This is a genomic window from Salinigranum rubrum, from assembly GCF_002906575.1.
In the GTDB taxonomy this organism is placed as follows: Archaea; Halobacteriota; Halobacteria; order Halobacteriales; family Haloferacaceae; genus Salinigranum; species Salinigranum rubrum.
In genome coordinates, this window is sequence record NZ_CP026309.1 from 3,228,739 (window position 1) to 3,250,794 (window position 22,056).

General features: G+C 64.5%; 29 protein-coding genes, 1 tRNA gene and 1 CRISPR repeat array (1 of these 31 only partly in view). Of the genes, 3 read left to right on the forward strand and 27 right to left on the reverse strand.

From position 1 onward, the window contains the following. Window positions 1-2,581: direct repeats of the CRISPR family, unit length 37 nt; unit sequence GTCGCAGGAACCAATGAACCCACACCGGGATTGAAAC; it begins 978 nt to the left of the window's first position. Between the two features lie 501 nt (window positions 2,582-3,082). The 27 genes from C2R22_RS15730 to C2R22_RS15860 all read right to left on the reverse strand — a co-directional run bounded on the left by C2R22_RS15730 (window position 3,083) and on the right by C2R22_RS15860 (window position 20,399). Continuing rightward, window positions 3,083-5,179: a DUF7845 domain-containing protein gene (locus tag C2R22_RS15730; RefSeq protein WP_162562533.1), complete on the reverse strand. Its 2,097-nt coding sequence runs from the start codon at window positions 5,177-5,179 to the stop codon at window positions 3,083-3,085. 78 nt (window positions 5,180-5,257) lie between these two features. Continuing rightward, window positions 5,258-6,730: a preprotein translocase subunit SecY gene (gene secY, locus C2R22_RS15735; RefSeq protein WP_103426598.1), complete on the reverse strand. Its 1,473-nt coding sequence runs from the start codon at window positions 6,728-6,730 to the stop codon at window positions 5,258-5,260. Between the two features lie 3 nt (window positions 6,731-6,733). Next, window positions 6,734-7,255: an uL15m family ribosomal protein gene (locus C2R22_RS15740; RefSeq protein WP_103426599.1), complete on the reverse strand. Its 522-nt coding sequence runs from the start codon at window positions 7,253-7,255 to the stop codon at window positions 6,734-6,736. Then, complete coding sequence (locus C2R22_RS15745; RefSeq protein WP_103426600.1) at window positions 7,252-7,716, reverse strand: 50S ribosomal protein L30; 465 nt, start codon at window positions 7,714-7,716, stop codon at window positions 7,252-7,254. The genes C2R22_RS15740 and C2R22_RS15745 overlap by 4 nt, the downstream gene beginning before the upstream one ends. Beyond that, a complete protein-coding gene (locus C2R22_RS15750) occupies window positions 7,716-8,372 on the reverse strand; it encodes a 30S ribosomal protein S5 (RefSeq protein WP_103426601.1) in 657 nt (218 codons plus the stop codon). The genes C2R22_RS15745 and C2R22_RS15750 overlap by 1 nt, the downstream gene beginning before the upstream one ends. Then, a complete protein-coding gene (locus C2R22_RS15755) occupies window positions 8,369-8,923 on the reverse strand; it encodes a 50S ribosomal protein L18 (protein ID WP_103426602.1) in 555 nt (184 codons plus the stop codon). The genes C2R22_RS15750 and C2R22_RS15755 overlap by 4 nt, the downstream gene beginning before the upstream one ends. Next, window positions 8,923-9,378: a 50S ribosomal protein L19e gene (locus C2R22_RS15760; RefSeq protein ID WP_103426603.1), complete on the reverse strand. Its 456-nt coding sequence runs from the start codon at window positions 9,376-9,378 to the stop codon at window positions 8,923-8,925. Before C2R22_RS15760 ends, C2R22_RS15755 begins: the two co-directional genes overlap by 1 nt. Beyond that, complete coding sequence (locus C2R22_RS15765; protein ID WP_103426604.1) at window positions 9,375-10,100, reverse strand: 50S ribosomal protein L32e; 726 nt, start codon at window positions 10,098-10,100, stop codon at window positions 9,375-9,377. Before C2R22_RS15765 ends, C2R22_RS15760 begins: the two co-directional genes overlap by 4 nt. Continuing rightward, window positions 10,101-10,640, reverse strand: a complete 540-nt coding sequence (locus tag C2R22_RS15770; protein WP_103426605.1) for a 50S ribosomal protein L6 — start codon at window positions 10,638-10,640, stop codon at window positions 10,101-10,103. 2 nt (window positions 10,641-10,642) lie between these two features. Next, window positions 10,643-11,035: a 30S ribosomal protein S8 gene (locus C2R22_RS15775; protein ID WP_103426606.1), complete on the reverse strand. Its 393-nt coding sequence runs from the start codon at window positions 11,033-11,035 to the stop codon at window positions 10,643-10,645. A 2-nt stretch (window positions 11,036-11,037) separates the two neighbouring features. Beyond that, window positions 11,038-11,211 carry a 30S ribosomal protein S14 gene (locus C2R22_RS15780; protein WP_103426607.1) on the reverse strand — a complete coding sequence of 58 codons (174 nt, stop codon included), beginning with the start codon at window positions 11,209-11,211 and terminating at the stop codon, window positions 11,038-11,040. Further along, the gene (locus tag C2R22_RS15785) at window positions 11,208-11,744 is read right to left on the reverse strand and encodes a 50S ribosomal protein L5 (protein ID WP_103426608.1); all 537 of its coding nucleotides are present in this window, start codon (window positions 11,742-11,744) and stop codon (window positions 11,208-11,210) included. The genes C2R22_RS15780 and C2R22_RS15785 overlap by 4 nt, the downstream gene beginning before the upstream one ends. Further along, a complete protein-coding gene (locus C2R22_RS15790) occupies window positions 11,744-12,466 on the reverse strand; it encodes a 30S ribosomal protein S4e (protein WP_103426609.1) in 723 nt (240 codons plus the stop codon). The genes C2R22_RS15785 and C2R22_RS15790 overlap by 1 nt, the downstream gene beginning before the upstream one ends. Continuing rightward, on the reverse strand, window positions 12,463-12,837 hold the full coding sequence (gene rplX, locus C2R22_RS15795) for a 50S ribosomal protein L24 (protein ID WP_103426610.1): 375 nt from the start codon (window positions 12,835-12,837) through the stop codon (window positions 12,463-12,465). The genes C2R22_RS15790 and rplX overlap by 4 nt, the downstream gene beginning before the upstream one ends. Before the next feature lie 9 nt (window positions 12,838-12,846). Beyond that, entirely contained in the window at window positions 12,847-13,245 is a 399-nt protein-coding gene (locus C2R22_RS15800; protein WP_103426611.1) for a 50S ribosomal protein L14, read from the reverse strand. Then, window positions 13,245-13,571 (reverse strand): 30S ribosomal protein S17, encoded by a 327-nt coding sequence (locus C2R22_RS15805; protein WP_103426612.1) that lies wholly within the window; start codon window positions 13,569-13,571, stop codon window positions 13,245-13,247. Before C2R22_RS15805 ends, C2R22_RS15800 begins: the two co-directional genes overlap by 1 nt. Further along, window positions 13,562-14,104: a ribonuclease P protein component 1 gene (locus C2R22_RS15810; RefSeq protein WP_103426613.1), complete on the reverse strand. Its 543-nt coding sequence runs from the start codon at window positions 14,102-14,104 to the stop codon at window positions 13,562-13,564. The genes C2R22_RS15805 and C2R22_RS15810 overlap by 10 nt, the downstream gene beginning before the upstream one ends. A gap of 13 nt (window positions 14,105-14,117) precedes the next feature. Beyond that, window positions 14,118-14,336 (reverse strand): 50S ribosomal protein L29, encoded by a 219-nt coding sequence (gene rpmC, locus C2R22_RS15815; RefSeq protein WP_103426614.1) that lies wholly within the window; start codon window positions 14,334-14,336, stop codon window positions 14,118-14,120. Continuing rightward, complete coding sequence (locus tag C2R22_RS15820) at window positions 14,337-15,338, reverse strand: 30S ribosomal protein S3 (RefSeq protein WP_103426615.1); 1,002 nt, start codon at window positions 15,336-15,338, stop codon at window positions 14,337-14,339. After that, window positions 15,338-15,802: a 50S ribosomal protein L22 gene (locus C2R22_RS15825; protein ID WP_103426616.1), complete on the reverse strand. Its 465-nt coding sequence runs from the start codon at window positions 15,800-15,802 to the stop codon at window positions 15,338-15,340. The genes C2R22_RS15820 and C2R22_RS15825 overlap by 1 nt, the downstream gene beginning before the upstream one ends. Window positions 15,803-15,805: 3 nt before the next feature. Continuing rightward, entirely contained in the window at window positions 15,806-16,228 is a 423-nt protein-coding gene (locus C2R22_RS15830) for a 30S ribosomal protein S19 (protein ID WP_103426617.1), read from the reverse strand. Window positions 16,229-16,231: 3 nt separating this feature from the next. After that, on the reverse strand, window positions 16,232-16,963 hold the full coding sequence (locus C2R22_RS15835; RefSeq protein ID WP_103426618.1) for a 50S ribosomal protein L2: 732 nt from the start codon (window positions 16,961-16,963) through the stop codon (window positions 16,232-16,234). Beyond that, window positions 16,964-17,218 carry a 50S ribosomal protein L23 gene (locus C2R22_RS15840; RefSeq protein WP_103426619.1) on the reverse strand — a complete coding sequence of 85 codons (255 nt, stop codon included), beginning with the start codon at window positions 17,216-17,218 and terminating at the stop codon, window positions 16,964-16,966. After that, window positions 17,215-17,958 (reverse strand): 50S ribosomal protein L4, encoded by a 744-nt coding sequence (gene rpl4p, locus C2R22_RS15845; RefSeq protein WP_103426620.1) that lies wholly within the window; start codon window positions 17,956-17,958, stop codon window positions 17,215-17,217. Before rpl4p ends, C2R22_RS15840 begins: the two co-directional genes overlap by 4 nt. Beyond that, a complete protein-coding gene (locus tag C2R22_RS15850; RefSeq protein ID WP_103426621.1) occupies window positions 17,958-18,974 on the reverse strand; it encodes a 50S ribosomal protein L3 in 1,017 nt (338 codons plus the stop codon). Before C2R22_RS15850 ends, rpl4p begins: the two co-directional genes overlap by 1 nt. Before the next feature lie 6 nt (window positions 18,975-18,980). Further along, on the reverse strand, window positions 18,981-19,838 hold the full coding sequence (locus C2R22_RS15855) for a putative RNA uridine N3 methyltransferase (RefSeq protein WP_103426622.1): 858 nt from the start codon (window positions 19,836-19,838) through the stop codon (window positions 18,981-18,983). A 213-nt stretch (window positions 19,839-20,051) separates the two neighbouring features. Next, window positions 20,052-20,399 carry a nuclear transport factor 2 family protein gene (locus tag C2R22_RS15860; protein WP_103426623.1) on the reverse strand — a complete coding sequence of 116 codons (348 nt, stop codon included), beginning with the start codon at window positions 20,397-20,399 and terminating at the stop codon, window positions 20,052-20,054. A gap of 169 nt (window positions 20,400-20,568) precedes the next feature. On the opposite strand from C2R22_RS15860, the gene C2R22_RS15865 reads away from it, so the two are divergent. The 3 genes from C2R22_RS15865 (at window position 20,569) to C2R22_RS15875 (ending at window position 21,697) form a co-directional block, all read left to right on the forward strand. Continuing rightward, window positions 20,569-20,639: transfer RNA gene (locus C2R22_RS15865), tRNA-Gly, on the forward strand. 601 nt (window positions 20,640-21,240) lie between these two features. Beyond that, window positions 21,241-21,480 carry a hypothetical protein gene (locus C2R22_RS25220; RefSeq protein ID WP_162562534.1) on the forward strand — a complete coding sequence of 80 codons (240 nt, stop codon included), beginning with the start codon at window positions 21,241-21,243 and terminating at the stop codon, window positions 21,478-21,480. A gap of 22 nt (window positions 21,481-21,502) precedes the next feature. Beyond that, window positions 21,503-21,697 (forward strand): cold-shock protein, encoded by a 195-nt coding sequence (locus C2R22_RS15875; RefSeq protein WP_103426624.1) that lies wholly within the window; start codon window positions 21,503-21,505, stop codon window positions 21,695-21,697. Window positions 21,698-22,056: the final 359 nt, after the last annotated feature.

Genomic DNA, 22,056 nt, shown 5'->3' on the forward strand with positions numbered 1-22,056 from the left:
TAAAATGCCTGAAAGAACGTACACGGTCGCAGGAACCAATGAACCCACACCGGGATTGAAACGCGTTCGAACTCTGGCTGGAGGGTCAGGGCATCGAGTCGCAGGAACCAATGAACCCACACCGGGATTGAAACCAGAGGCCGTCGACGGCGTCGATGACCTGCTCCTGTCGCAGGAACCAATGAACCCACACCGGGATTGAAACCCGTGGTCGGACGGGCCCGCGCCGATCGCCGACGCGTCGCAGGAACCAATGAACCCACACCGGGATTGAAACATCAGCCCGACGCCGATCAAGGTAAACGCGGTTGGTCGCAGGAACCAATGAACCCACACCGGGATTGAAACAACTTCATCCATCTCCTCGAACCCCAGATAGAGGGTCGCAGGAACCAATGAACCCACACCGGGATTGAAACCGGTCCATAGCTCGGAGTTGTGAGAGGGTGCCGCGTCGCAGGAACCAATGAACCCACACCGGGATTGAAACAAGTCAGTGCGTCGGCAGACCTTCTCGCCCCGGTGTCGCAGGAACCAATGAACCCACACCGGGATTGAAACATACCATCACCGGCCCGCAACCACACCAGCCCGTGTCGCAGGAACCAATGAACCCACACCGGGATTGAAACATTCTGGGTCATACAGCGCCACCGACGCCGAGACAATGTCGCAGGAACCAATGAACCCACACCGGGATTGAAACACTTCACGACACTTGAGGTGAGTCGGCGGCGGCAGGTCGCAGGAACCAATGAACCCACACCGGGATTGAAACTCAGGATGTCGTCGACGAGGTGGTTGAGGTACCAGTCGTCGCAGGAACCAATGAACCCACACCGGGATTGAAACACTCGGCGCTCAGTGCCGTGCCGACGACCTGTTGTCGCAGGAACCAATGAACCCACACCGGGATTGAAACTTGTTCACGTCCAGGAAGAGCCTCGAGGAGAAGTCGTGTCGCAGGAACCAATGAACCCACACCGGGATTGAAACTCTTCTGACGCCGGCAGTACCTCCACCGCCTCCGTCGCAGGAACCAATGAACCCACACCGGGATTGAAACCGTCGGTCTCGTTGGTCCGACTCTGGAAGTCGGCGGTGTCGCAGGAACCAATGAACCCACACCGGGATTGAAACCGCACTGGACGATGTCGGACTGTGCTTGCGTGAACGTCGCAGGAACCAATGAACCCACACCGGGATTGAAACTCGTCAGAAATCCTGTCTGTGGCCGCTGAGGTGTGTCGCAGGAACCAATGAACCCACACCGGGATTGAAACCCGACCCGAACATGCTCCGCAGGTCCACCGTCTCGTCGCAGGAACCAATGAACCCACACCGGGATTGAAACCGATCGACTCGCCTATCTCGATCCGGACGGAGCGACGTGTCGCAGGAACCAATGAACCCACACCGGGATTGAAACATGTATGACTCTCCGGTCCTCGAGTCCGAGCCGGGTCGCAGGAACCAATGAACCCACACCGGGATTGAAACCCCGAAACGGGCCCGTGGAGTCCGGTCCTGAAGACGCGTCGCAGGAACCAATGAACCCACACCGGGATTGAAACGTATCGATATAGCGTACGTCGACATCGAGCCTGTCGCAGGAACCAATGAACCCACACCGGGATTGAAACCTGTCGAGTTTCCGTTCCCACTGTTCGGTGGGTGTGTCGCAGGAACCAATGAACCCACACCGGGATTGAAACCATGTCCGCGCCATCCTCGCGGTCAAGGCGCAACTGTCGCAGGAACCAATGAACCCACACCGGGATTGAAACCAAACGGAGGTGCTGTCACAACTCGACATAAGATGTCGCAGGAACCAATGAACCCACACCGGGATTGAAACACCCCCTGCACTCGGAGCGGTGACGATTGTCGGGTCGCAGGAACCAATGAACCCACACCGGGATTGAAACTCGCTCCGACGACGGGGATAGAGGACCGCGTCGTCGCAGGAACCAATGAACCCACACCGGGATTGAAACAGATAGACGCACTTCTGCCGGACCCTCCGGTTAGGCGTCGCAGGAACCAATGAACCCACACCGGGATTGAAACAGAACGGACCCACCCGTGACAGTTGACGAGCGTATTGTCGCAGGAACCAATGAACCCACACCGGGATTGAAACTCATCACCACCATCGTCGCAGGGGAGGTGCCGCGGCGTCGCAGGAACCAATGAACCCACACCGGGATTGAAACTCATCACCACCATCGTCGCAGGGGAGGTGCCGCGGCGTCGCAGGAACCAATGAACCCACACCGGGATTGAAACTCCAGAAGATGGGCGGCTCCGACGAGCTCCCCGCCGTGTCGCAGGAACCAATGAACCCACACCGGGATTGAAACTCGACGCGTTCGGGGTCCTCGAGGCACTCCGACACGCGTCGCAGGAACCAATGAACCCACACCGGGATTGAAACTTCCACACGCGGCAGGAGTCGCGTTTCATGGTCCGTCGCAGGAACCAATGAACCCACACCGGGATTGAAACGTCCCTCCCGGACCCACCGGTCAACCCCGTGCTTCGGTCGCAGGAACCAATGAACCCACACCGGGATTGAAACGGCCTCAGTACGTTCAGCATCCTTAGTTCGGTCCCCTTCGTCACTCCTCCAGGCCCCAGCTCGCTCGTATTTTCTCGGTACGCCATCACCATGTACGGTTTCGGTCGGCTGACAAGGCTCGCGGACACGAAAACGACGTGAAACTGGCCGCTCATCGTGGACCTGATTGGTCAGTTGCAAGGTGGTTCATGATCCTTCTCGAACTGCAGAATCGTATCCAGTCCAACTGTTAAGGCGCGCGGGTGAGCGCGCCGACTGGCGGTATGGTGTATATCTGGTGTCGCTCCGAAGGAGCGGCTCGTAGTTTCCTCCTGTCCGTCTTTACGGACACCCCTAACGGAGAATTGGGCGCCCCCTGCCGGAATTGGGACAGGGGTAGTGGTCGCGACTCCTCGAAATCAGAGATAACCGTCATCACTACGACAAAGTTCAGGGTCGAAACAAGCAACTTTAGCCGCTAATTACGGCACAGAACAGTGATGCCTCTCACCAGTCGTCCCGCTATCCGGGCTTTCCGAGCGCGTCAGCGAAGCGCTCGGGGGCGTATCTCGTCCCGTCGACGAGTTTCACGACCGGTGCAAACTCGAATCCGAACCGGCGTAGCGGTTCGCCGGTAACCTCTGCCCACCGCTGTGCCCCCGATCGAAGGAGGCGCTTGGCTTCGTCGAGAGTCGACGGGGTGAATCCCACCTCCAGTCGGTCGGGGTCTGCACCCTCGACCCGACGGACGTTCCCCCCGTACTGGTCGAGCCAGCGCGTCCACGGGTCCTCCCGCTTGCCGTGGGTCTCAGCTCGGAACAGGGCATCGAGCGCTCCTTCGAGGCCCTTGTTGATACTCTCTTTAACCGAGTCGATGTACCCGGTTACTTCCTGTGCGATGTATTTCGAGGCGAGTTGCACGTCGCCATACGTGTGCTCGACCAGCGGTGAGAGCCGCTTTATCGAGGCGTATACGGTGTCGAGGTGAACGCCGATGGTTCGCGCGAGCTTCTTCGGAGAGGTTGCCCCTCCGTCAGTAAGGAGGGAGTCGACGAGTGCTGCGTCCGTCGAGTTCATCCGACTCGCGGCACAGAACAAAAGGTCATCCTGTTTCTGCTCGATGCGTGGCAGTCGGTATCGGAGAATCTTCCGCCATCGTCCTGATCCGGTCACCTCGAAATAGTCGTCAGCGACGAAGTACTGGGAGTCTGGTCGCGTGGGAATGTCCGACCACTCCAGGACGTTCAGCAGTGCCTCGTCGAGCTCTCGGACCAGCTGGTCGCGGTCGTCCCAGTAGAGCGTGTCGTCGTGAATTGAGTTCTGGAACGAGACGCCGATCTTGGGGTTCTCGAGTGCCGTACCCGCTACGGCATCCGGATTTCGCACGTGGTAGTGTTTGAACTCCTTCGCGAGGCTGTGACCGCCGATGAGTTCGTGCGCTCGCATCGAATCGATCGTCGCCGTGTGGTAATAGCCGGGGCATTCACGGTCGTCACGAACCGTCTTTGCGTACCCCTCGCGGTCGCCGGAGAGGAGCAACGAAACCCGATGCAGGACTCCGTCGAAGGCGATTACACGTCCAGTCGTTCCCTTCGCGACGCGGACGTACAGCTCGGCGTCGACGATATTTGACGACGGGTGGGTGTCGCCAGGAGCGAAGTCCTCGGGATGGATTGGTGTCGGACTATTGAAGCGGAATCCCTGCCGTTCAGCGAGAGACGCGAGAGCCGCCTGTAGCACGTGCGGATACTGCTCGAACTCCCAGTTGGATCCCTCCATCTCGACATCGTAGCCCTCGATGTTGCATGGGTTCGACATCGATCGCGATCCCTCGACAGTCTCGATGTCGGGCCACCTCGGGGAAATCCGAAAGTACGCCCGTTTGCGTCCCTCACTCGCAGCATCCGACCACGACGAGTACGACTTCGGGTACACATAGACGAGGTACTCACGGACCTCGTCAAGGCGGAAGCCAGGGTCATCGCGAGGAGCGATCCCGGATCCTTTGAACCCAAACTCGACGGCCCACTCTTTCCCGTCGATCTCTGTGGCTGCACGGAGACGGCCGTGCTCCTCGAAGTCGTGTTCCCCCTGGAGTGATCGGAGGCCGAAGTACGACCGGAGCGGGTTAGCGAGGTGTGAGCAATCCCACTTCAGGTACGCGTGGAACTCGTGAGGCTGTGGAATAATGAACTGCCTCGTGATCGGTTCCTCCTCGAGATCGGGGTCCTCGTCACACTCGCCTGCGGCCCTCTGTGCGGCCTCGTACTCCTCGCATCCGTTGAAGTGCTGTGTCGGATCCGCACGACGGACGTGAGGGTGCTTGCAGTACAAACAGTGGGCGACTGGCTCGGACTCACACATACCCTCGTGAGCCAGCGCGTCCCTTGTCGTCTCGAACCGACGACGACAGAACCGACACCGTGCAGCGTAGCGAGACGCTGACGATACGGTAACCGTCCTCGGACTCGCCTCTACGTTGAGCCCGTCTGTACCCGAGTCCTGTCTATCAGCATCCGCGTCGGGCTGCTCAACGGTGGATTCGACGGAATCGTCACTATTGGTGGTGACGGCCGTGGCCGAATCAAGTTGCTCGAAGAAGTCGTCGACGTCCGTCACGCCGACCACCTCCTGGTGAGGCCACCGGGAGAGTGATGCGTCTCAGCGGCGGATAAATATAAAAAGGCGTCCAGATATTCAGTTACCGCCGCCGAACATCTGGCGCATCATCGGGTGCATCTCCATCAACTGCTCCTCCGCGATCTCCTCGTACAACTTGTACGTGATGGAGACCGTGAGCAGCAAGCCGGTGCCCGAAACCTGTCCGATGGTGCCGAGCATGTTGGCCATCACGGCCAGGAGACCCACCAGGGCCCCGCCGATGACCGTCACCTGCGGGATGTACCGCTCCATGACCTTCTCGATGACCTGTGGGTTGCGGCGGAAGCCGGGGATCTGCATCCCGGAGTTCTGGATCTGCCGGGCCGTCGACTCGGGGCCCATCCCCGTCGTCTCGACCCAGAAGATGGCGAATATCGCGCCGCCGATGATCATGAACGTCAGGTCCACCAGGATCCGAAGCATGATCTCCCAGGGTTCGTTGGACGTGAGCCCGAGGAACCACATCCAGTCCGCGCGGCTCTGGATGGGCGCGAGGAAGTAGAACAGGCCGCCGGTGACCTGTCCGTTGGAGTTGTACTGCCCGAGCCACGCCGGCAGGCTCCCGAGCTGTGTGTTGAGGATCCGGCCGAGGAACTGGATGTTCGCCTGCAGCGCGCGAACGAGGATCATCGGCAGGACGCTCGCGTAGATGAGCTTCACCGGGAACCGACCGCGGGCACCCTTCACGCGGGCGTGCGAGAGCGGGATTTCGACGCGGACGGACTCGGCGTACACGACGATACCGAAGATGAGCAGCGTCGTGATGAGCGCGAGGATCTGTCCCTGTCCGAGGAACAGCGCCTGCAGGCCCTCGGCGGTCAAAAGCGACGGCAGTTCGGCGGAGCCGGTGATGATGCCGAACCAGGTGGGGAAGAAGCCCGACGTGCGGCCGAGCGCCTCCCAGCTGAACAGGCCGGCGACGAGCTGCTGGCTGACGCCGGCGATGATGAACAGCCCGACACCGGAGCCGACACCCCACTTCGAGACGACCTCGTCCATGAACAGGATGAGGATGCCGCCGACGGCGATCTGCGCGAAGATGAGCGTCTTCACGCCGTTGGAACCGACGCCGAGCGACTGCGCGACTGCGGGGTCGGCGGGGAGGAAGTTCCCCGCGAACACCATCGGGAGGCCGGTCAGACAGATCATCACGACCACCAGCAGCTTCTGCAGCCCCTGGTAGAGGATCTGATCACGCGGGTCCGACGTGTCGAGGCCGAGCAGGTCGGCCCCGCCGAGCAGTTGCAGCACGATGCTCGCCGTGACGATGGGCCCGATCCCCAGCTGGAGGATCGACCCCTGCGACCCCGCCAGGATCGAGCGGAACTGCCCGAAGAAGTCCTCCGAGCCCGTCGCGAGCCCGAACAGGGTGACGTTCGTCAGGAAGAAATACAGGACGAGGATGCCCGCGGTCCACCCGAGCTTGCGGCGGAAGGGCACGTGCCCCTCCGGGCGGGTGACCGAGGGCATTCGTGTCAGCACCGGTTCGGCGGCCTCCTTCCATCCCATGGGTTACTCTCCGTTCGCCTCGTCGTCCGAAGCGTTTTCGGTTTCGTCCGCGGTCTCGTCTTCGGCGTCGGCCGCTGCCTCCTGTGCGCGCTCGGTGAGTTCGACGCTCCCGCCGGCCTCCTCGATGAGCTCGCGTGCCCCGCTCGTGAAGGCGTCGGCGACGACGTGCAGTTCGTTGCGGACCTGCCCGCCACCGAGCACCTTCACGACGTCGACATCGTGACCGTCCTCGGCGATGTCGCGTGCGTCGAGGTGGTACGCGTCGCCGTCGGCTTCGGCGGCGCCCTCCGCAGCGAGGAGCGCCGCGTCCTCGTCGAGCTTCTGGACGCGCACCTCGACGACGGTGTCCTTCGTCTCCTCGGGCCGCGTGAAGCCGTGTTTGCCGAGCGGTTCGTAGTTGTGGAACTCGTGTTTGGCTCGACCCGCACGACCGCGACCACCACGGTGGCCGGCGCCGCGCCGGTTCTTGTGGGTGCCGCCGCCGTGCGTCCGGGAGCCGCGCTGGCGTCGTTTCTTCGACGTCATCGCATCGCCTCCAGGAGGTCGTCGATCTGCTGCGTCGAGTGCTTGCCGAGCTGTCCACCCTCGGGGGCGGCGTGCTTCAGGCCTTTGTGGCCCCCGCGCGGGGGGTGCAGGCGGAGGACGGGCGAGAGGCCCTGCTCGCGCAGGGTCGTCTCCTCGTCGACGAGCGCCTCGGCGAGGGAGGCGAAGTCGTCGTAGTCGGTGTTGTCCGCGAGCCACGCCTCGTCGACGTCGTCGTCGCCTTCGATGGGCTCGACGCGCTTGTGGAGGAGCGTCTCGACTACTTCGACCGAGGGCTCACCGTGTGCCACCCAGTCGTTCACCTTCGTGATCATCCCGCGGTAGGTGTCCTTCTCGGGGACGAACGTGCAGTGGTTGACCCCGTGGAGGTTGAGCATCTTCATCGTGTCGCGGACGCCCGAACTCATGTCGACCTCGCCGCGAACCTGGACGACGGCCTGCATCATTCGGACACCTCCCCGTCGGCTTCGATCTGCACCTGGCGAGCGCGGCGCGGCGTGCGCGACTGCGACGCGTTGCGCAGCGCGTTGTACGTCGCCTTCGCGAGGTTCACCGTGGTCCGAGTGTTGCCGTGGGACTTCGTCCACGCGTCCTGCACGCCGGCGAGTTCGAGTATGCTCCGGGTCGTCTCCGACGCCGCGAGCCCCAGCCCGCGCGGGGCGGGGATGATCTCGACGGTCACCGAGCCGGCCTTTCCTTCGGCCTTCCGGGTCAGCGAGTGGGTGCCGCCGGCGCGGTCCTCCCACGACCCCGAGCCGCGGTCGACCTTGATGATGTTCAGCTTCGCCACCTCGATGGCCTTCTGAATCGCGCCACCGACCTGGTCGTCACGGCCCTCGGCGTAGCCGAGGTAGCCGTCTCTGTTCCCGACGGCGACGACGCACCGGAACTTCACCCGGCGGCCGGAGTCGGTCATGCGCTGGACCATGTTGATGTCGAGCACGTCGTCGTCCAGTCCGGGCAGGAGCTGGTCGACGATCTCGGGCTCCTTGAGCGGGAGGCCCGACTCGAGAGCCTGGTCCATCGATGTGACGTCGCCGTCCTGTACCATACGGCCGAGCCGCGTGCGCGGCTCCCATCCGTTGTTGCTTCTACTCATGCGTCCTCCTGAAGTCGCTCGAGCACCTCGTCGAAGTGCCCGGGCAGTTCCGTGGCGTCGAACGCCCCGCTGTAGAGCGGCTCGTCGAGCCCCTCGGCGTACTCGGCGATGTGCTCGCCGCGGTTACGCGACCAGTCCGCCAGCACGCTCTCGTTGTGCGGGATGTCGAGCCCGGCGTCGATTGCACCTTCCTGTACCGCGAACACCTTGTTGCCAGGGGTCGCCGTGTTCAGGCCGATGTCGAGCACCGCCTCGTCGAGGCCGGCATCGCGGGCCCGGAGGCCCACGAGGTAGCCCGTGAGGTAGGCGCTCGGGAGGTTCCCCGTGGGGGCCTCCCAGCCGTAGTCGGCGAGGTCCTCGCTCGAAGCGCTCACGTGTGTCTCGTCGCCCTGCGGTCCCGGGGTGACCAGCTGCGCCCTGACGTGCTTGTTGCTCACGCGAGCGACAAGCCGTGGCTTGCCTGATTTCAGCAGGCGCAACCTCTGATGGTAGTCGGTCCGGGACTCGCGGCGACGCCGCATCGGCACTCTGTACCGTGGTCCTGTCGCCATTATTTCACCTCGTGTCCGTAGTGTGTCTCGATGTACGTTTCGAGCCGGTCGACGCTGTCGAACTCGCCACCGCTCGCCTTGTTGTACAGCGTGCGGTACTCGCTTGCCGACAGCGGGCCGTCGTCGCGCAGGTCGCGGAGTCGCTTCCGCTGTGCGCGGATCCGGCTGATCCATGCCTTCTTCTTGTTCTGACGGGCACCCGCCTTCCCTTTCCGGGAACCGGCCCCCTTGCGGTGGCCGTAGTCGCGCTTGGCTTTCCGCTCGCGTGCGCGACCCTTCGAGTTGCCCTTCGCGTCCTTGACGCGGATGGTTCCCTGGTCGACCAGGTCACGGACGTCCTCGCGCGTGATGGCGTCCGCGATGTCGGCCTGCTCCTCGGGGTCCATCCAGATGCGGTCCTTGCCGACGTCGAGGACGTCGGCGGCCATGCGTCGCTGGGCTTTCAGATCCGTCATTCGTCTCCCTCCGCTTCGACCTCGATGTAGGTCGGGTTGAGGACGCGAATCTCGCGGTCCTCGCACTCGTCTTCGATGCGCTCGCGCTTGCGGGCGCCCACCGAGGAGGCGATGCGGACGGCCTGGGTGTCGCCGTCGACACCCTCCAGGTCGTCGGTGTTGTGGACGCGGACCTCCTCGAAACCGGAGGGGTGCAGGCCACGGGCGGCCTTCGGCGAGCGGAAGCCCGCCTGAACCGTGTCGCCCTTGCCCTTGATGCCGCGACGCTGCTTCGAGAGGTTGCCGCGGGGACGCCGCCAGGACTCGGGCGTCCGCTTCTTCATGTGGTGGTCCTGCCGCTTGAACTGCGGCTTGCCCTCGCGGTGTTTCTGGACCAAGGCCTGCTCGGTCTCCTCGTCCAGTTCGGGCGTCTTGTCGGCGTGCCCGCGGGCGACCGTCTTCGTCGGGACGTCCTCGTCCTCGGCCGCTTCGACCTCCTCTTCGGTCTCGTCTTCGACTTCCGCGTCGGTCTCTTCGGAGACTTCGAGACCGCCGACGTCGGCCTTGATACGCGCGGCGAGCGCGTTGCCGATGCCGTCGACGTCCGAGAGTTCGGACTGGCTCGCGGCCTTCACGTCCTCGACCGACTCGTAGCCGGCCTCGCGGAGCGCCTCGGCCTTCGACGGGCCGACGCCGCTGATGTCTTCGAGTTCCTGTGGTTCTTCCGTGTCGTCAGCGGACATCTAGGCACCTCCTGCCTTCTGTGGCTTCTCCGTGATGTAGACGCCGTCTTGGAACACGCGCGTGTCCTTGTCCTTCACACGGGTGAGCTGTTCGATGTCGGCCGCCGTCTGGCCGACGTCCTCCTTGTTCGGACCGGTGAGGATGACCTCCTCGCCGTCGATCTGTACGTCGGTGTCGCCGCGGATCTTCGCGCGGCGCGGTGCCTTCTCGCCGAGGAAGTTCTCGATGACCACGTGGTCACCGTCGACGGAGACCTGCATCGGGAAGTGGGCGTAGAAGACTTCCATCTTGTACTCCCACCCCGCGGTGACGCCGTGGAACATGTTCCGCACGTGGCTCTCGAACGTGCCCGCGGTCGCGGTGGTCTTCGCGTCTTCCTCCGACGATTCGATGACGACCGCGCCGTCTTCGACCTCGACGCTGATGTCGGGGTACCAGAGGCGTCGCGAGACGCTCCCTTCCGGTCCCTCGACGGTGAGCGTGAGGTGGTCCATCTCGGCGGAGACGTCGTCGGGGATGTCGAGTTCTATTCGTGTCATTGTCAGTAGACGTACGCGATCACCTGGCCACCGAGGCCCTCCTCGCGGGCCTCGTAGTGGCTCATGACGCCGTGGCTCGTCGAGACGATGAGCGTCCCGTAGTCGCGGGCAGGGAGATACCGCTTCTCCCACTTCTCGTACTCGTCGGCTCCGGTCTCGTACCGGGGCTTCACGGCGCCACACTTGTTGATCGCGCCTTTCAGTTCGACCTCGAAGTTACCGGCCTTGCCGTCGTCGACGAACTCGAAGCCGTCGATGTACCCGCGGTCGTAGAAGACCTCGAGGACGGAGCCGATGACGTTCGAGGCGGGCTGTACCGTGTGGCTCAGATGGCCGACGCTCTCGGCGTTGTTCACGCCGGAGAGCGCGTTGCTGAGTGGATCGTTGTCCGCCATGGTTATCGATACTTCTTGAATCCGATGTTGCGGGCGACCTCGCGGAAGCACTGCCGGCAGAGGAAGATGTCGTACTTCCCGACCAGACCCTGCTTCCGTTCGCACCGACGGCACTCGCGCTCGATGCCGGTGCGTCGGGAGGCGTGCTCGCCCGTCTCTGTCTCGCTTTCGCTCATTCTTCGGTCACCTCCACGTCGACGCCGAACTCCCGCTCGACGAACGCGATGGCGTCCTCGGGCGTGAGCTTGTGGCGCGACGGGATGGAACTGGCTGCCTTGTCGCGCTTGCGCACGCGGTAGCCGGGGCGGACGAGGTTGACCGTCACGTCCAGCCCGTAGATCCCGATGTTCGGGTCGTACTCCTGGCTCGGGAACTCGGTGTGCTCGGCGACGCCGAAGCTGAAGTTCCCGTACTCGTCGAACTGCGTGGACGAGAGGTCGGTCAGCGGCAGCGCCGTCTCGAGGAACTCCTCGGCGGCCGCGCCTCTGAGCGTGACCTTCGCGCCGACGGGTTCGCCCCGACGGACGCCGAAGTCCTGGCTCGCGCGCTTCGACTGCGTCCGAACCGGCTCCTGACCCGCGACCTCGCCGAGGATCTCCTCGGCGTTCGCGAGTTCCCGGCCGCCGGTGCCGACGCCCATGTGGACGACGACCTTCTCGACGGAGGGCTGTCGCATCTCGTGGAATCCCGACTCGGAATCCGACGACATCAGGCGTCACCTCCCTCGTCCCCGGCGCCGCCGGTGAAGTTCTCGTCGATGACGACGACGTAGCCTTCGACCGTCTCGAACTCGGTGTCGTCGTCGCGGACGACGCGGACGGTGTTGTTCCCGCTGCCGGGCGTGACCGTGATCTCTGCGACCTCGCCGATCTCGCCGGCGTGCTGGCCGTCGACGGCCGTGACGAGCGCGCCCTCCTCGTAGCCGAAGTGGGCGACGATCTCCTTCGTCTCGTTGTCGACGACGATCGAGTCGTTCGTCGAGTAGTCGCTCCCGTCTTCGACGCGGACGTTGGTCCCGTCGTGGAGGGTGAGCTGGAAGGCACCGCCTTTGACCTGCTGTTTGCGGACCACCTTGCCGAGGCGGCTGTCCGCCGCGTCGGCCGAGATGGGCGTCAGCGCCAGGCGTCCGCCCTCGTCGGGGAACACCCGGTAGTACTCCTCGCGCTGGGTGAACGTGAGGATGTCGAACATCCCGATGGGACGGGACTCGTCCGACACCGCCACGCCGTTGACCAGGACGCTGTCCTGGTTGAGCGCGTAGCGCGCTTCCTTCTTCGAGTCGACGTAGCCGAGCACGTCCCGCAGCAGGATGAGCAGGGGAACCCCCGCCTCACCGTGCGGACCGGCGTCGGCCTTGACCGTCCAGGTCGATTCCTTGCGTTCGATCGGCCACGTGTTCGGGACCGAGAGTCGCTTCTGGTGTCGCGTCATTCGTTATCGTCCTCCTCGTCGGCGCGGAGCCGTGCCTCGCGGCGGTCGTCGTCGTCGTGGAACTCGAGTTCCGTGATGCGGACGTTCGACGCGTCGAGCGGCCGCGGCACTTCCTCGCCGTCGGCCTTCTCGACGGTCACGTCCTCGACGTGGACAGCGCCGGATTTGAGGTCGACCTTGATGACTTCGCCGGACTCGCCGGCGTAGTCGCCGCGGAGTACCTCGACGGTGTCGCCCGCGTTGACGCGGGCGCTGCGTCGACCGTACTCCTCGCGGAGGTCGTCCGAAAGCGTGGCACGGACCTGCTTGTGCCGCTCGTGGAGCGGCGCGTCGCGCGTCCGAGTTCGCTGTTTGCGTGGTTGTTTCGTCATTCTATCTCCTCAGACGATCATCGTCGCTGTCGATGCGATGCTCCCGAAGCGCTCGGCAACCTCGCGCGCGATGGGACCCTTGATCTCGGTCCCGCGCGGTTCTTCCATCTCGTCGATGATGACGGCCGCGTTGTCTTCGAACTTCACGCGCGTTCCGTCGGGTCGTCGGATCGTCTTTCGCTGTCGGACGATGACGGCCTCGAGGACCTGGCGGCGCATCTCGGGGGTGCCTTTGGTGACCGAGACGGTCACCTTGTCACCGATGCCCGCCGAGGGCTGGCGGTTCTTCGTGCCGGAGTAGCCGTGGACGCTGATTACCTTCAGCTCACGGGCTCCGGTGTTGTCCGCACACGTGACGAGCGCGCCGCGGTTGAGGCCACGAGTGACGTCGGCCTTCAGCGCCTCCATCAGTCGTCACCTCCGACGCGTTCGATGACCACGTGCGATTTCGTCTTCGAGAGCGGTCGTGTCTCTGCGATACGGACCGTGTCGCCTGCTTCGAGTCCCAGACACGGCGGTGCATGGGCCGGAATCCGACTCCGACGCTTCATGTACCGGTCGTATTTGGGGACGCGAACGTCGTACTCGCGCTCGACGACGACGGTCTTGTCCATGTCTGTGGAGGCGACGGTGCCCTCCAGCGTCTGTCCGCGCACGGAAAGCGATCCGTGGAACGGACAGTTCTGGTCGGAGCAGGTCTCCTCCGGCTGTGGTACGTTGAGTCCTAACGCCATGTTGATTCACCTGCGTTCTCCGTGCGGAGCGCGGGTCGTGAGAGCAGCTGTGTGCCATCCACCGTAACGTAGGCCACGCCCTCGCCAGCTTCGACCCGTGCCGCCTCGACCGACTCGCCGTTGGAGTCGGCGTCGATAGCGGGTTGGTCGGGTCCCGAAACCGGTTCGGACGCGGTCCCCGAGGCCTTCGCAGCCTCGGCGGCTTCATCTGTGCGTGTGTGTCGAGCGCCAGCGGCGACGGTAGGGGCGTCGCGTCGGCCCTCGTTCGTGTTCGGCTCGTCGGTCGAGAGGCGGAACTCGAACGTCGTCCCCTGTTTGGGGACCTGCCGCACCCGAGAGCCGTTGTGCTCGACGGCATCGCCGTCTCGCGCTCGGCGCGGCTCGGCCGCGCCGCAGTCGATATGCAGCGTGTGCATCGTCTCGACGACGACACGGCCCGCTATCCCGACCAGGTCGGGGTTCGCGGCGTCGACGACCTCCGTGTAGAGGCCGTTGAGTTCGTGTCGTGTGAGGGTCTCGGGTGTGAGTGGCATCGGTTCGAGTCCGTTATTCGTCTTCGTCGTCGAGGTCGCCCTCTTCCGTCTGGATCGTCTTGATCCGGGCGATGGTCTTCTTCAGTTCGCTCACGCGACCGGGGTTGTCCGGCGCGCCACCCGCCGCCTGGACGGCCTTCGCGTTGAGCAGCTCGGTTTCGAGCTCCTCGAGTTCTGCCTGTCGCTCGGCGGGCGTCATGTCGCGGATCTCGGCGGTGTAGAGGATCGCCATCTACGCGTCCTCCTCCTCCTCGTCGTCCGCGTCCGCATCTTCGTCCTCGTCGTCGTCGGCCGCTTCCATCTCGGCGACGAGGTCGGCGGCTTCCGCCTCGACCTCCTCGTCGAGCGCCTCCTCGGCAGCCGCCTCGGCGGCGGCCTCGTCGGATTCGGGATCGGGAGCGGTCTCGGCGGGACCGGTCTCCGCGTCGACGTCCTCCTCGACGACTTCCTCGTCGATGTCGATCTCCTCCTCGTCGACGACCTCGATGTCCTCCTCGTCGAGCACCTCGTCGGGCTCGTCGGTGGGGACCTCGACGTCCTCGTCGGAGAAGTCGGGGACCTCCTCGGGGTCCTCTTCGAGGAGTTCCTCGACGCTCTCGCCGCCGGTCGCTGCGACCTGTTCGACGGCCTCGACTTCGACGTCTTCCTCGATGTGGAAGTCGTCGGGCAGTTCCGCACCCGGCGGGATGATCTTCACCGTGACGCCGATGGTGCCGAGCTTCATGACGGCGACGCCCTGGCCCTCGTCGACGATTTCCTCCGCGGGCTCACCGTTGTGCTTGATGTAGCCGCGGTTGAACTTCTCGACGCGCGAGCGAGCGCCCGTGACCTTGCCCGAGAGGACGATTTCGGCGCCGAGCGCGCCGGCCTCCATGATGCGGTCGATGGTCGTGTGGCCGGCCTTCCGGAAGTACCAGCCGCGTTCGAGGGCGTTCGCGAGGCGGTCGGCGACGATGCGCGCGTTCAGGTCGGGCTCGTCGACCTCCTGAACGTCGATCTGGGGGTCGTCCAGGTCGAAGCGCTCTTCGAGTTCGCGCGTCACCTTGCGGATGTTCTTCCCGCCTTTACCGATGACCATCCCGGGCTTTTCGGCCTTGAGGACGATCTGGGTGCCCATCGGCGTCTTCGCGACCTCCATCCCGCCGTAGCCGGCGCGACCGAGTTCGTCCGCGAAGAACTCGTCGATCTGCGAGCGCTGGAGTCCGTTCTCGATGAACTGGTGTTCGTCAGCCATTATTCGGCCTCCTCCTGCTCGATGATGAGTTCGACGTCGCAGAGCGTCGTGTTCCACGGGTCGGCGCGGCCGAACGCGCGCGGCTTCCGGCCGGGACGCTCGCCCGTCTTGTGCGCGGCGACGTGCTTGATGGTCATCTCCGACCCCTCGAAGCCCTGCTCGTCCGCGTTGTTGCGGACGTTCTCGATGAGCTTCAGGAAGTCCTTCGAGGCCTTCTCGGGGTACCTGCCCGCGTCCCACCCGTCGATGTCGGAGCGGTGTCCGACGCCGGAGTTGTGCTGCTTGAACGGGACGGAGCGCTCCTCGGCGATGACGGCATCGAGGTACTCCTCGGCCTGGGCAACCGTCTTGCCCTTGATGGCACGGGAGATGGCCTTGCTGTGCTTGAGGCTGATGGGCCGGTCGCGGAGCATCCCCCTGGCGGTGGTCTCCGGGTCGGCCTCGACGCTGTAGTTGATTCCCATGGTTTACTTGAGTGGCACGAACTTCGACGACCGGGTCGCACCGATGCCGGCCTGGCCGTGCTCGACCGAGGTTCGGGTGAGCTGGAACTCGCCCAGGTAGTGGCCGATCATCTCGGGCTGTACCCGGACGCGCTCGAACTCCTGTCCGTTGTAGACGGCGAACGTCTTCTCGACGAACGACGGCAGGACGACCATGTCGCGCAGGTGCGTCCGAATCGGGTTGTCAGCCGTCCCCTCGGGGTCCGCGTCGCGGACCGTCTCGAGCAGCTTCTCGTGCTGGGCGGTCAGCCCTCGGGTGATAGTTCGCCGCTGGCGAGCGGGGAGCAGTTCCGCGACCTCGTCGAGCTCCATGTCCTGCAACTCGTCGAGCGTGTGACCGCGGTAGGTGAACTCACCTTCGCGGCCGGTACGGTATTCCGAACTCATGATCTACTTGTTCCCTGCCTTGCCGCCGCGTCCGGTTCGTTTCGAGGCGATGTCGCCCACCTTGCGGCCCGGCGGCGCGTTTCGCGAGACGGACTTCGGCTTTCCGGGGTGCTGTCGACCGCCGCCACCGAACGGGTGGTCGACGGCGTTCATCGCGACACCGCGGACGCGCGGGTACTTCGAGCCGCGCGAGCGCATCTTGTGGTACTTGTTGCCGGCCTTGACGAACGGCTTCTCCGTCCGACCGCCACCGGCGACGACGCCGATGGTGGCGCGGCACTCGGGGCTGAGGCGCTTGACCTCGCCCGATGGGAGCTTCACGACCGCCACACGGCGGTCGTGGCTCAGGAGCTGTGCCGACGTCCCGGAGGCGCGGGCGAACTTGCCGCCGTCGCCCGGCTGGGACTCGACGTTACAGACCGGAACCCCCTCGGGAATCTCCGCGAGCGGGAGCGTGTTACCCGGTTTGATCTCGGCGGAGACGCCCACCTGGATGGTGTCGCCGACGGTGATGCCCTCCGGCGCGAGGACGAGGCGCTGGTCGCCGTCCTCGAACTCGATGGCGGCGATGGGCGCGCTGCGGGCGGGGTCGTGCTCGATGTCGACGACCGTGCCCGAGACGGTGTCTCTGTCCTCGCTTTTCTTGTGCGACAGTTCGGCCTTGTAGCGGTGCGACGGCGCTCGGTACGTCGAGGAGCCGTGCCCGCGTTTCTGTCCCTGAATTCGTCGTCCCATCTAGAACACCCCGATTCTGGAGGCGATCTCCTGTGCGTCGTCCTCCTCGTTGAGTCGGACGGTCGCCTTCTTCTTCCCCTTGGGCGTCACCTGCGTGTTCACCTTGTCGATGGTGACCTCGTAGCGGCGCTCGATCTCATCGCGGACCTCCGCCTTGGTGGCGTCGAGGTGGACGATGAACTGGAGCTTGTTGTCGAAGTCCATCTCGTTCATCGCCTTCTCGGTGACGAGCGGGTGGTGGATGATTCCACTCATCGGTCGGCCACCTCCGCGAGGGCGCTCTCGGTCCACACGGTCAGTCGACCGGCGTGGGTGCCCGGTGCGAGGTCCTCCGCCGAGACGTTCGCCGCGGTGGCGACGTCGGCACCGGCGAGGTTGCGAGCCGCCTTCGACGGCTCCTCGCTCGTGACGAAGAGGATCGATTTCGCCCGGCGGTACTTGCGACCGCGGGTCTTCCCGCGACCGGCACGGACCTTCCGCTCGTCCGCGCGCTCGATGTCGGCGTGGGTGCCGATCGATTCGAGGAACGCGACGACCTCTTTCGTCTTCACGAGGTCCTCGAAGTCGTCCGAGACGACGAGCGGGAGCGCCAGTTCGGAATCGAACTGGTGTCCGCGCTCGCGTACGAGGTCGACGTCCGCGGTGGCCGCGATAGCCGATCGGACGGCGAGTTGCCGCTCCTTGTCGTTGATTCGCTTCCCCTGGTCCTTCTCGGCCTTCGGCGGGTGGGCCTTGCGGCCACCCACGGTCTGGGGGACGCGACGGCCCTGCCCGTTCTCGCGGGGGACGTGAGCCATGCCGCGGCCGCTCCCGAAGGACTCCGCCGGGGTTCGCATCCCGGCGTAGGGGTCGGCGCCGTACGCCTGCTTCCGGTTGGCCTGCGCGGCGACGACCGCCCGCTGGATGAGGTCCGGGCGGTAGGGCGTGTCGAACACGTCGGGGAGGTCGACCTCGCCCGCGTCGTCGCCGTTCAGGTCGCGTACTGTTGCTTTCATTATCCTTGGTTCGAGGCTGTGGAGACGTAGCGCACCTCGGGGTCGAGGCGCGGCTGGTCGTTCGGTCGGATGGCCGGGCGGAACCGCAGGAGCCGCTTGTTCGGCCCCGGCAGCGAGCCCTTGACGAGGGCGTACGGGCCGTCGACCTCGCCGTAGTTGACGAACCCGCCGTCGACGCTGGCCTCGGAGCCGTCGCCGACGTCGATGAGGCGCTTGTTGAGCTCCGTGCGCTGGTGGTAGCCCGTCTGTCCCTGCTGGGGGACGGTCGAGCGCACGCGCGACGGATTCCACGGGCCGAGGTTACCGATGCGGCGCCGCCACCCCTGTCGGGCGTGCTTGCCCTTGCGCTTCTGGACGCCCCAGCGCTTGACGGGGCCCTGGGTGCCCTTCCCCTTCGTGATCCCCGACGCGTCGAGGTACTGCCCGGGGCGGAACACGTCGTTCATGGCGTGCTCGCCGCCCTCTTCGAGGAGGTCGAGCGCGAAGTCGGCGCGCTCCGAGAGGGAGCCGCCGCCGATGCGCGTCTCCATCACGTCGGGCTTCTTCTTCGGGACGTTCGCGAGCGCGCCGGGGACCGTGTGGGTGATGACCCGGAGGTCGTCCACGCTGCCCTCGTCGAGGAGGGCGCGAAGGTCGTCGGCGTCGTCTTCGAACGTGTCTTCGGCCGGCAGCGAGATCGTGCGCGAGAGGTCCTCGTGGAACTCGCTCGCCCACACCTCGGTGGTCGGCTTCATACCGTACGGCGTCTGTTCGTAGGCTCTGAGGGCGACGGCGCGCATCGGCGGCGTCTCGACGACGGTCACCGGCACGGACTCCTCCATCCCCTCGCGGGCGGAGTTCGCGTGGTCGTTGACCATGACGACGTGGGTCATCCCGGCCTTGTAGCCGGCGAAGCCCTGCAGCGCAGGGGAGCCATCGTCGTCGGGCCACGAGCGGAACCGCGGGACTTCCGACGTCGCGCGCTTTCGCGGGCTGTAGCCCATCGAGCCTTTGCGTGGTCTGCTTGGTTGTGGCATGTGTGTTTACTCCGTCTGGCTTGGGAGTGTCAGGGGCGCGAGGGAGGCGAACATCGCTTCCTCCGTCCGCACGACCTCGCTGCCCTGATTCGGAATCGTATTCAGCCAGAGGTCGAACCCCGGATCGTCGGGTTCGACTTCGCCGCCTCCGGCGGCGGCGACGGCCTCGGTCTCGATGCCGAGGATGTCCGGAAGGCCCCGACCCGGCGCGCCGAAGGCGACTGTCGCGCCTCCGGCGACCTGTCGGGAGAGGTCCGCCACGTCGTGGGCGGACAGCGGTCGCCCGAATCGGGATGTCGCCACGCGAATCCCGGCGTCGGGGCGGCCAAGCGCTTCCGCGAGGTCCATCCGGGAGACGTCGTACCCCGGCTGCGGGGCGTCGACGATCCGCGCACGGACCGGCTCTCTCGAAGAGATCCTGATGGTGACGCGCTCTCCCTCCTCGACCCTCATGTGAGGGGGAGTGAGGAGGGAGATCGGGTGTTGCAGTCCGCAAGTGACCCGAACGCGGCCTTCAGGTCCGACCTCAGTCACGATTCCCTGTGTTAACGACCCCGATTCGTTCGAATCGGAGCCGGTCGTAGACGCGATTCGGAGGGGCGGCAGGACACCGACGTACGCCAGTTCGTCCCGCCTGTCCCACACCTCCTTTCGGAGGTGGGGTGGTGTGGCGGCGTACCGCAGCACGGTTTCGACGAACCCGCCTCCCCACTCGCGTTCGCCTTCCCGGTCGGGGAAGACGACGAGTCGGTCCGCCCGGAACACCGTCGCCGCACGGGCGACGTAGCCGAGTTTGCGAGTCGCCTCGCGTTGGTCTTCGGCTTCCCGGACGAGGGAAGACGGCACGAGTACGCTGAGTGTCATGCCGAGCCGTCCATCGTCGCGTCTAGACTGTATCCAACGTACCTGAGCCTCGTTGAAAAGGGTAGCGAATCGCGTGTGTGGGTGTGAGGGGCTGACAGTCTCACAGACGCACGAATTCGTGTGTGAGAGTCACTCGGTACGACCACAGAGTATCCCGTGGCAGAAGGAAGCGGAGCGAAACGTCAGCGCCTCTCGCGCGAGCGCGCGATGAGACTACTTCGGCTCGACCTTCCCCGCGAACGTCTGGAGGGTGATGATACCGTCCTCGATGCGGAACGTGTCCGTACAGAACTCGTAGTCGTTGTCCGGCGTTTCGCCGTTCCAGACGATGTAGGCGGTGTCGCCTTCGATCTCCTTCTGTTCGAGGTCGACCCGCGACCCCTCCTGCGAGTACTCGTCGAAGAGACCGCTGAACAGGTCCTCGATCTCGTCGAGACCGCGGAACGTGCCCATGTTCGTGATGACGACCGAGTCGTCGTCGTAATCGACCATGACCTCTTCGAGGTCCTGGGTGGTGAACGCGTCCAGGTGGTGGTCCAAGACGTCCTCTGTGGTGCTCATTGTGTATCTCCGCACGTGTTATCGGTTCGAACTATCATCAACGTTTGGTCCGCGGGCTCGAACCCACCCACGGCGCACCAGTGTGCCTGCAGTCGTCTCACACTGACGGTGGGAAAGGACGGATTTTTATACCACCGTGGCTTTAGCTGAAACTGCGCAGACGCGTGATGCGCTGGTAGTGTAGTGGTATCACGTGACCTTGCCATGGTCACAACCTGGGTTCAAATCCCAGCCAGCGCACTTCTCCCGAGCACAAAACGGCGAGCGGCCGCCGTGCGTGCCGCTCGCCTCCGTGCGAGGGTGTGTGAGCACCTGGATTTGAATCAGAGAGCGAAGCGAACCATGTGAGCGGAGCGACCGTGGTTCACAATCCCAGCCAGCGCACTTCTACAGAATCCGTCCGCGAGCGACTTCCATGTCGCTCGCACTCTCTGGATTCTGGTGCAGGCGCGACGATGGATTTGAACCCGGAGAGTCGCAACCGTGAGCGAAGCGAGCGGTCCGTCTCTACTCGGTTCACAATCCCAGCCAGCGCACTTCTCTCGAACTTGACTCCCAAGCGGCGCGTCTCGTCGCGCCGCGACTCCCGAGTCGAGTGAATGCGAAACGGTGGATTTGAACCCTGCCAGTCGCGCGCAGCGAACGGAGTTCCCGCGAGCGGAGCGAGTGGGAGCACGGAAGACGAGCAGAGCGAGTCTTCCGGAGTGAGCGAGCACGTCTGGCTTCGGTTCACAATCCCAGCCAGCGCACTTCTCCCGAGCACAAAACGGCGAGCGGCCGCTGTGCGTACCACTCGCCTCCGTGCGAGGGTGTGTGAGCACCTGGATTTGAACCCTATCGGATGGCCTCCACGCTCACGCACGCGAAGATGATCTGTGACCTCGGGAGCGGTGAGAACCGGAATCTCAGCTTCCTCGAAGACGGCCAGCACGCTGTCGAGCGTCACCTGTTCGGTGTACTTCCCACTCTCGTCGCGCTCTCGCACCACGAGTGTCCGTCTGTGCGGGCAGACAGATCTGAGTACGTCCCCATCACCGAGGCAGGGTCATGGTACCGCGACACTCGCAAGTCTTATTCATAAACCCAGTCTACATTTGTCTGTAATGGCAAACGGTAAGGTTGATTTCTTCAACGACACTGGCGGATACGGTTTCATCTCGACGGACGACGCTGACGACGACGTGTTCTTCCACATGGAGGATGTCGGCGGCGAGGACCTGACGGAAGGTACCGAGGTCGAATTTAGCATCGAACAGGCCCCCAAAGGCCCCCGCGCGACGAACCTCGTCCGCAACTAAGCGTTTCAGCTGTCGCCTCACGGTGACTGTTGACGACTCCGTTCTTTCGCACTGATACGCTCCGTAGTCGGTGCTCTCTTCAGAGGTACATCTGCGGCGGTAGCCACTCTCTACCGGGACACCGGTGAAGTTCAACAGCTGTTTCGACGCGAAGACGGGGGAATCCACAGCCATGGACGTGACCGCTGGCGTTTGCGAGAGTCAGAATCCCGACCGTACCGCCGGGTTCCGTTTGGACGAGACGACCCGAGCCAGCGCACTTCTCCCGAGCGCAAAACGGCGAGTGACCGCTCGGCGCGTCGCGCCGCGACTCCAGAATTCAGTGCGTGATCGCCTCCTGAGACCGACGGTGTCTCCGG

What these genes read in the sequence shown, in the direction of transcription:
- C2R22_RS15825 (WP_103426616.1), bottom strand. Translation starts at nt 15,802, where the DNA reads ATGGGAATCAACTACAGCGTCGAGGCCGACCCGGAGACCACCGCCAGG.
- C2R22_RS15755 (WP_103426602.1), bottom strand. Translation starts at nt 8,923, where the DNA reads ATGGCGACAGGACCACGGTACAGAGTGCCGATGCGGCGTCGCCGCGAG.
- rplX (WP_103426610.1), bottom strand. Translation starts at nt 12,837, where the DNA reads ATGACGAAACAACCACGCAAACAGCGAACTCGGACGCGCGACGCGCCG.
- C2R22_RS15875 (WP_103426624.1), top strand. Translation starts at nt 21,503, where the DNA reads ATGGCAAACGGTAAGGTTGATTTCTTCAACGACACTGGCGGATACGGT.
- C2R22_RS15770 (WP_103426605.1), bottom strand. Translation starts at nt 10,640, where the DNA reads ATGACACGAATAGAACTCGACATCCCCGACGACGTCTCCGCCGAGATG.
- C2R22_RS15740 (WP_103426599.1), bottom strand. Translation starts at nt 7,255, where the DNA reads ATGACGTCGAAGAAACGACGCCAGCGCGGCTCCCGGACGCACGGCGGC.
- C2R22_RS15830 (WP_103426617.1), bottom strand. Translation starts at nt 16,228, where the DNA reads ATGAGTTCGGAATACCGTACCGGCCGCGAAGGTGAGTTCACCTACCGC.
- C2R22_RS15835 (WP_103426618.1), bottom strand. Translation starts at nt 16,963, where the DNA reads ATGGGACGACGAATTCAGGGACAGAAACGCGGGCACGGCTCCTCGACG.
- C2R22_RS15780 (WP_103426607.1), bottom strand. Translation starts at nt 11,211, where the DNA reads ATGAGCGAAAGCGAGACAGAGACGGGCGAGCACGCCTCCCGACGCACC.
- C2R22_RS15775 (WP_103426606.1), bottom strand. Translation starts at nt 11,035, where the DNA reads ATGGCGGACAACGATCCACTCAGCAACGCGCTCTCCGGCGTGAACAAC.
- C2R22_RS15750 (WP_103426601.1), bottom strand. Translation starts at nt 8,372, where the DNA reads ATGAGTAGAAGCAACAACGGATGGGAGCCGCGCACGCGGCTCGGCCGT.
- C2R22_RS15820 (WP_103426615.1), bottom strand. Translation starts at nt 15,338, where the DNA reads ATGGCTGACGAACACCAGTTCATCGAGAACGGACTCCAGCGCTCGCAG.
- secY (WP_103426598.1), bottom strand. Translation starts at nt 6,730, where the DNA reads ATGGGATGGAAGGAGGCCGCCGAACCGGTGCTGACACGAATGCCCTCG.
- C2R22_RS15745 (WP_103426600.1), bottom strand. Translation starts at nt 7,716, where the DNA reads ATGCAGGCCGTCGTCCAGGTTCGCGGCGAGGTCGACATGAGTTCGGGC.
- C2R22_RS15800 (WP_103426611.1), bottom strand. Translation starts at nt 13,245, where the DNA reads ATGGAGGCGCTGAAGGCCGACGTCACTCGTGGCCTCAACCGCGGCGCG.
- C2R22_RS15810 (WP_103426613.1), bottom strand. Translation starts at nt 14,104, where the DNA reads ATGCCACTCACACCCGAGACCCTCACACGACACGAACTCAACGGCCTC.
- C2R22_RS15765 (WP_103426604.1), bottom strand. Translation starts at nt 10,100, where the DNA reads ATGTCCGCTGACGACACGGAAGAACCACAGGAACTCGAAGACATCAGC.
- C2R22_RS15790 (WP_103426609.1), bottom strand. Translation starts at nt 12,466, where the DNA reads ATGACGCGACACCAGAAGCGACTCTCGGTCCCGAACACGTGGCCGATC.
- C2R22_RS25220 (WP_162562534.1), top strand. Translation starts at nt 21,241, where the DNA reads ATGGCCTCCACGCTCACGCACGCGAAGATGATCTGTGACCTCGGGAGC.
- C2R22_RS15785 (WP_103426608.1), bottom strand. Translation starts at nt 11,744, where the DNA reads ATGTCGTCGGATTCCGAGTCGGGATTCCACGAGATGCGACAGCCCTCC.
- rpl4p (WP_103426620.1), bottom strand. Translation starts at nt 17,958, where the DNA reads ATGAAAGCAACAGTACGCGACCTGAACGGCGACGACGCGGGCGAGGTC.
- rpmC (WP_103426614.1), bottom strand. Translation starts at nt 14,336, where the DNA reads ATGGCGATCCTCTACACCGCCGAGATCCGCGACATGACGCCCGCCGAG.
- C2R22_RS15760 (WP_103426603.1), bottom strand. Translation starts at nt 9,378, where the DNA reads ATGACGGATCTGAAAGCCCAGCGACGCATGGCCGCCGACGTCCTCGAC.
- C2R22_RS15805 (WP_103426612.1), bottom strand. Translation starts at nt 13,571, where the DNA reads ATGGCGTTAGGACTCAACGTACCACAGCCGGAGGAGACCTGCTCCGAC.
- C2R22_RS15850 (WP_103426621.1), bottom strand. Translation starts at nt 18,974, where the DNA reads ATGCCACAACCAAGCAGACCACGCAAAGGCTCGATGGGCTACAGCCCG.
- C2R22_RS15855 (WP_103426622.1), bottom strand. Translation starts at nt 19,838, where the DNA reads ATGACACTCAGCGTACTCGTGCCGTCTTCCCTCGTCCGGGAAGCCGAA.
- C2R22_RS15860 (WP_103426623.1), bottom strand. Translation starts at nt 20,399, where the DNA reads ATGAGCACCACAGAGGACGTCTTGGACCACCACCTGGACGCGTTCACC.
- C2R22_RS15840 (WP_103426619.1), bottom strand. Translation starts at nt 17,218, where the DNA reads ATGAGTGGAATCATCCACCACCCGCTCGTCACCGAGAAGGCGATGAAC.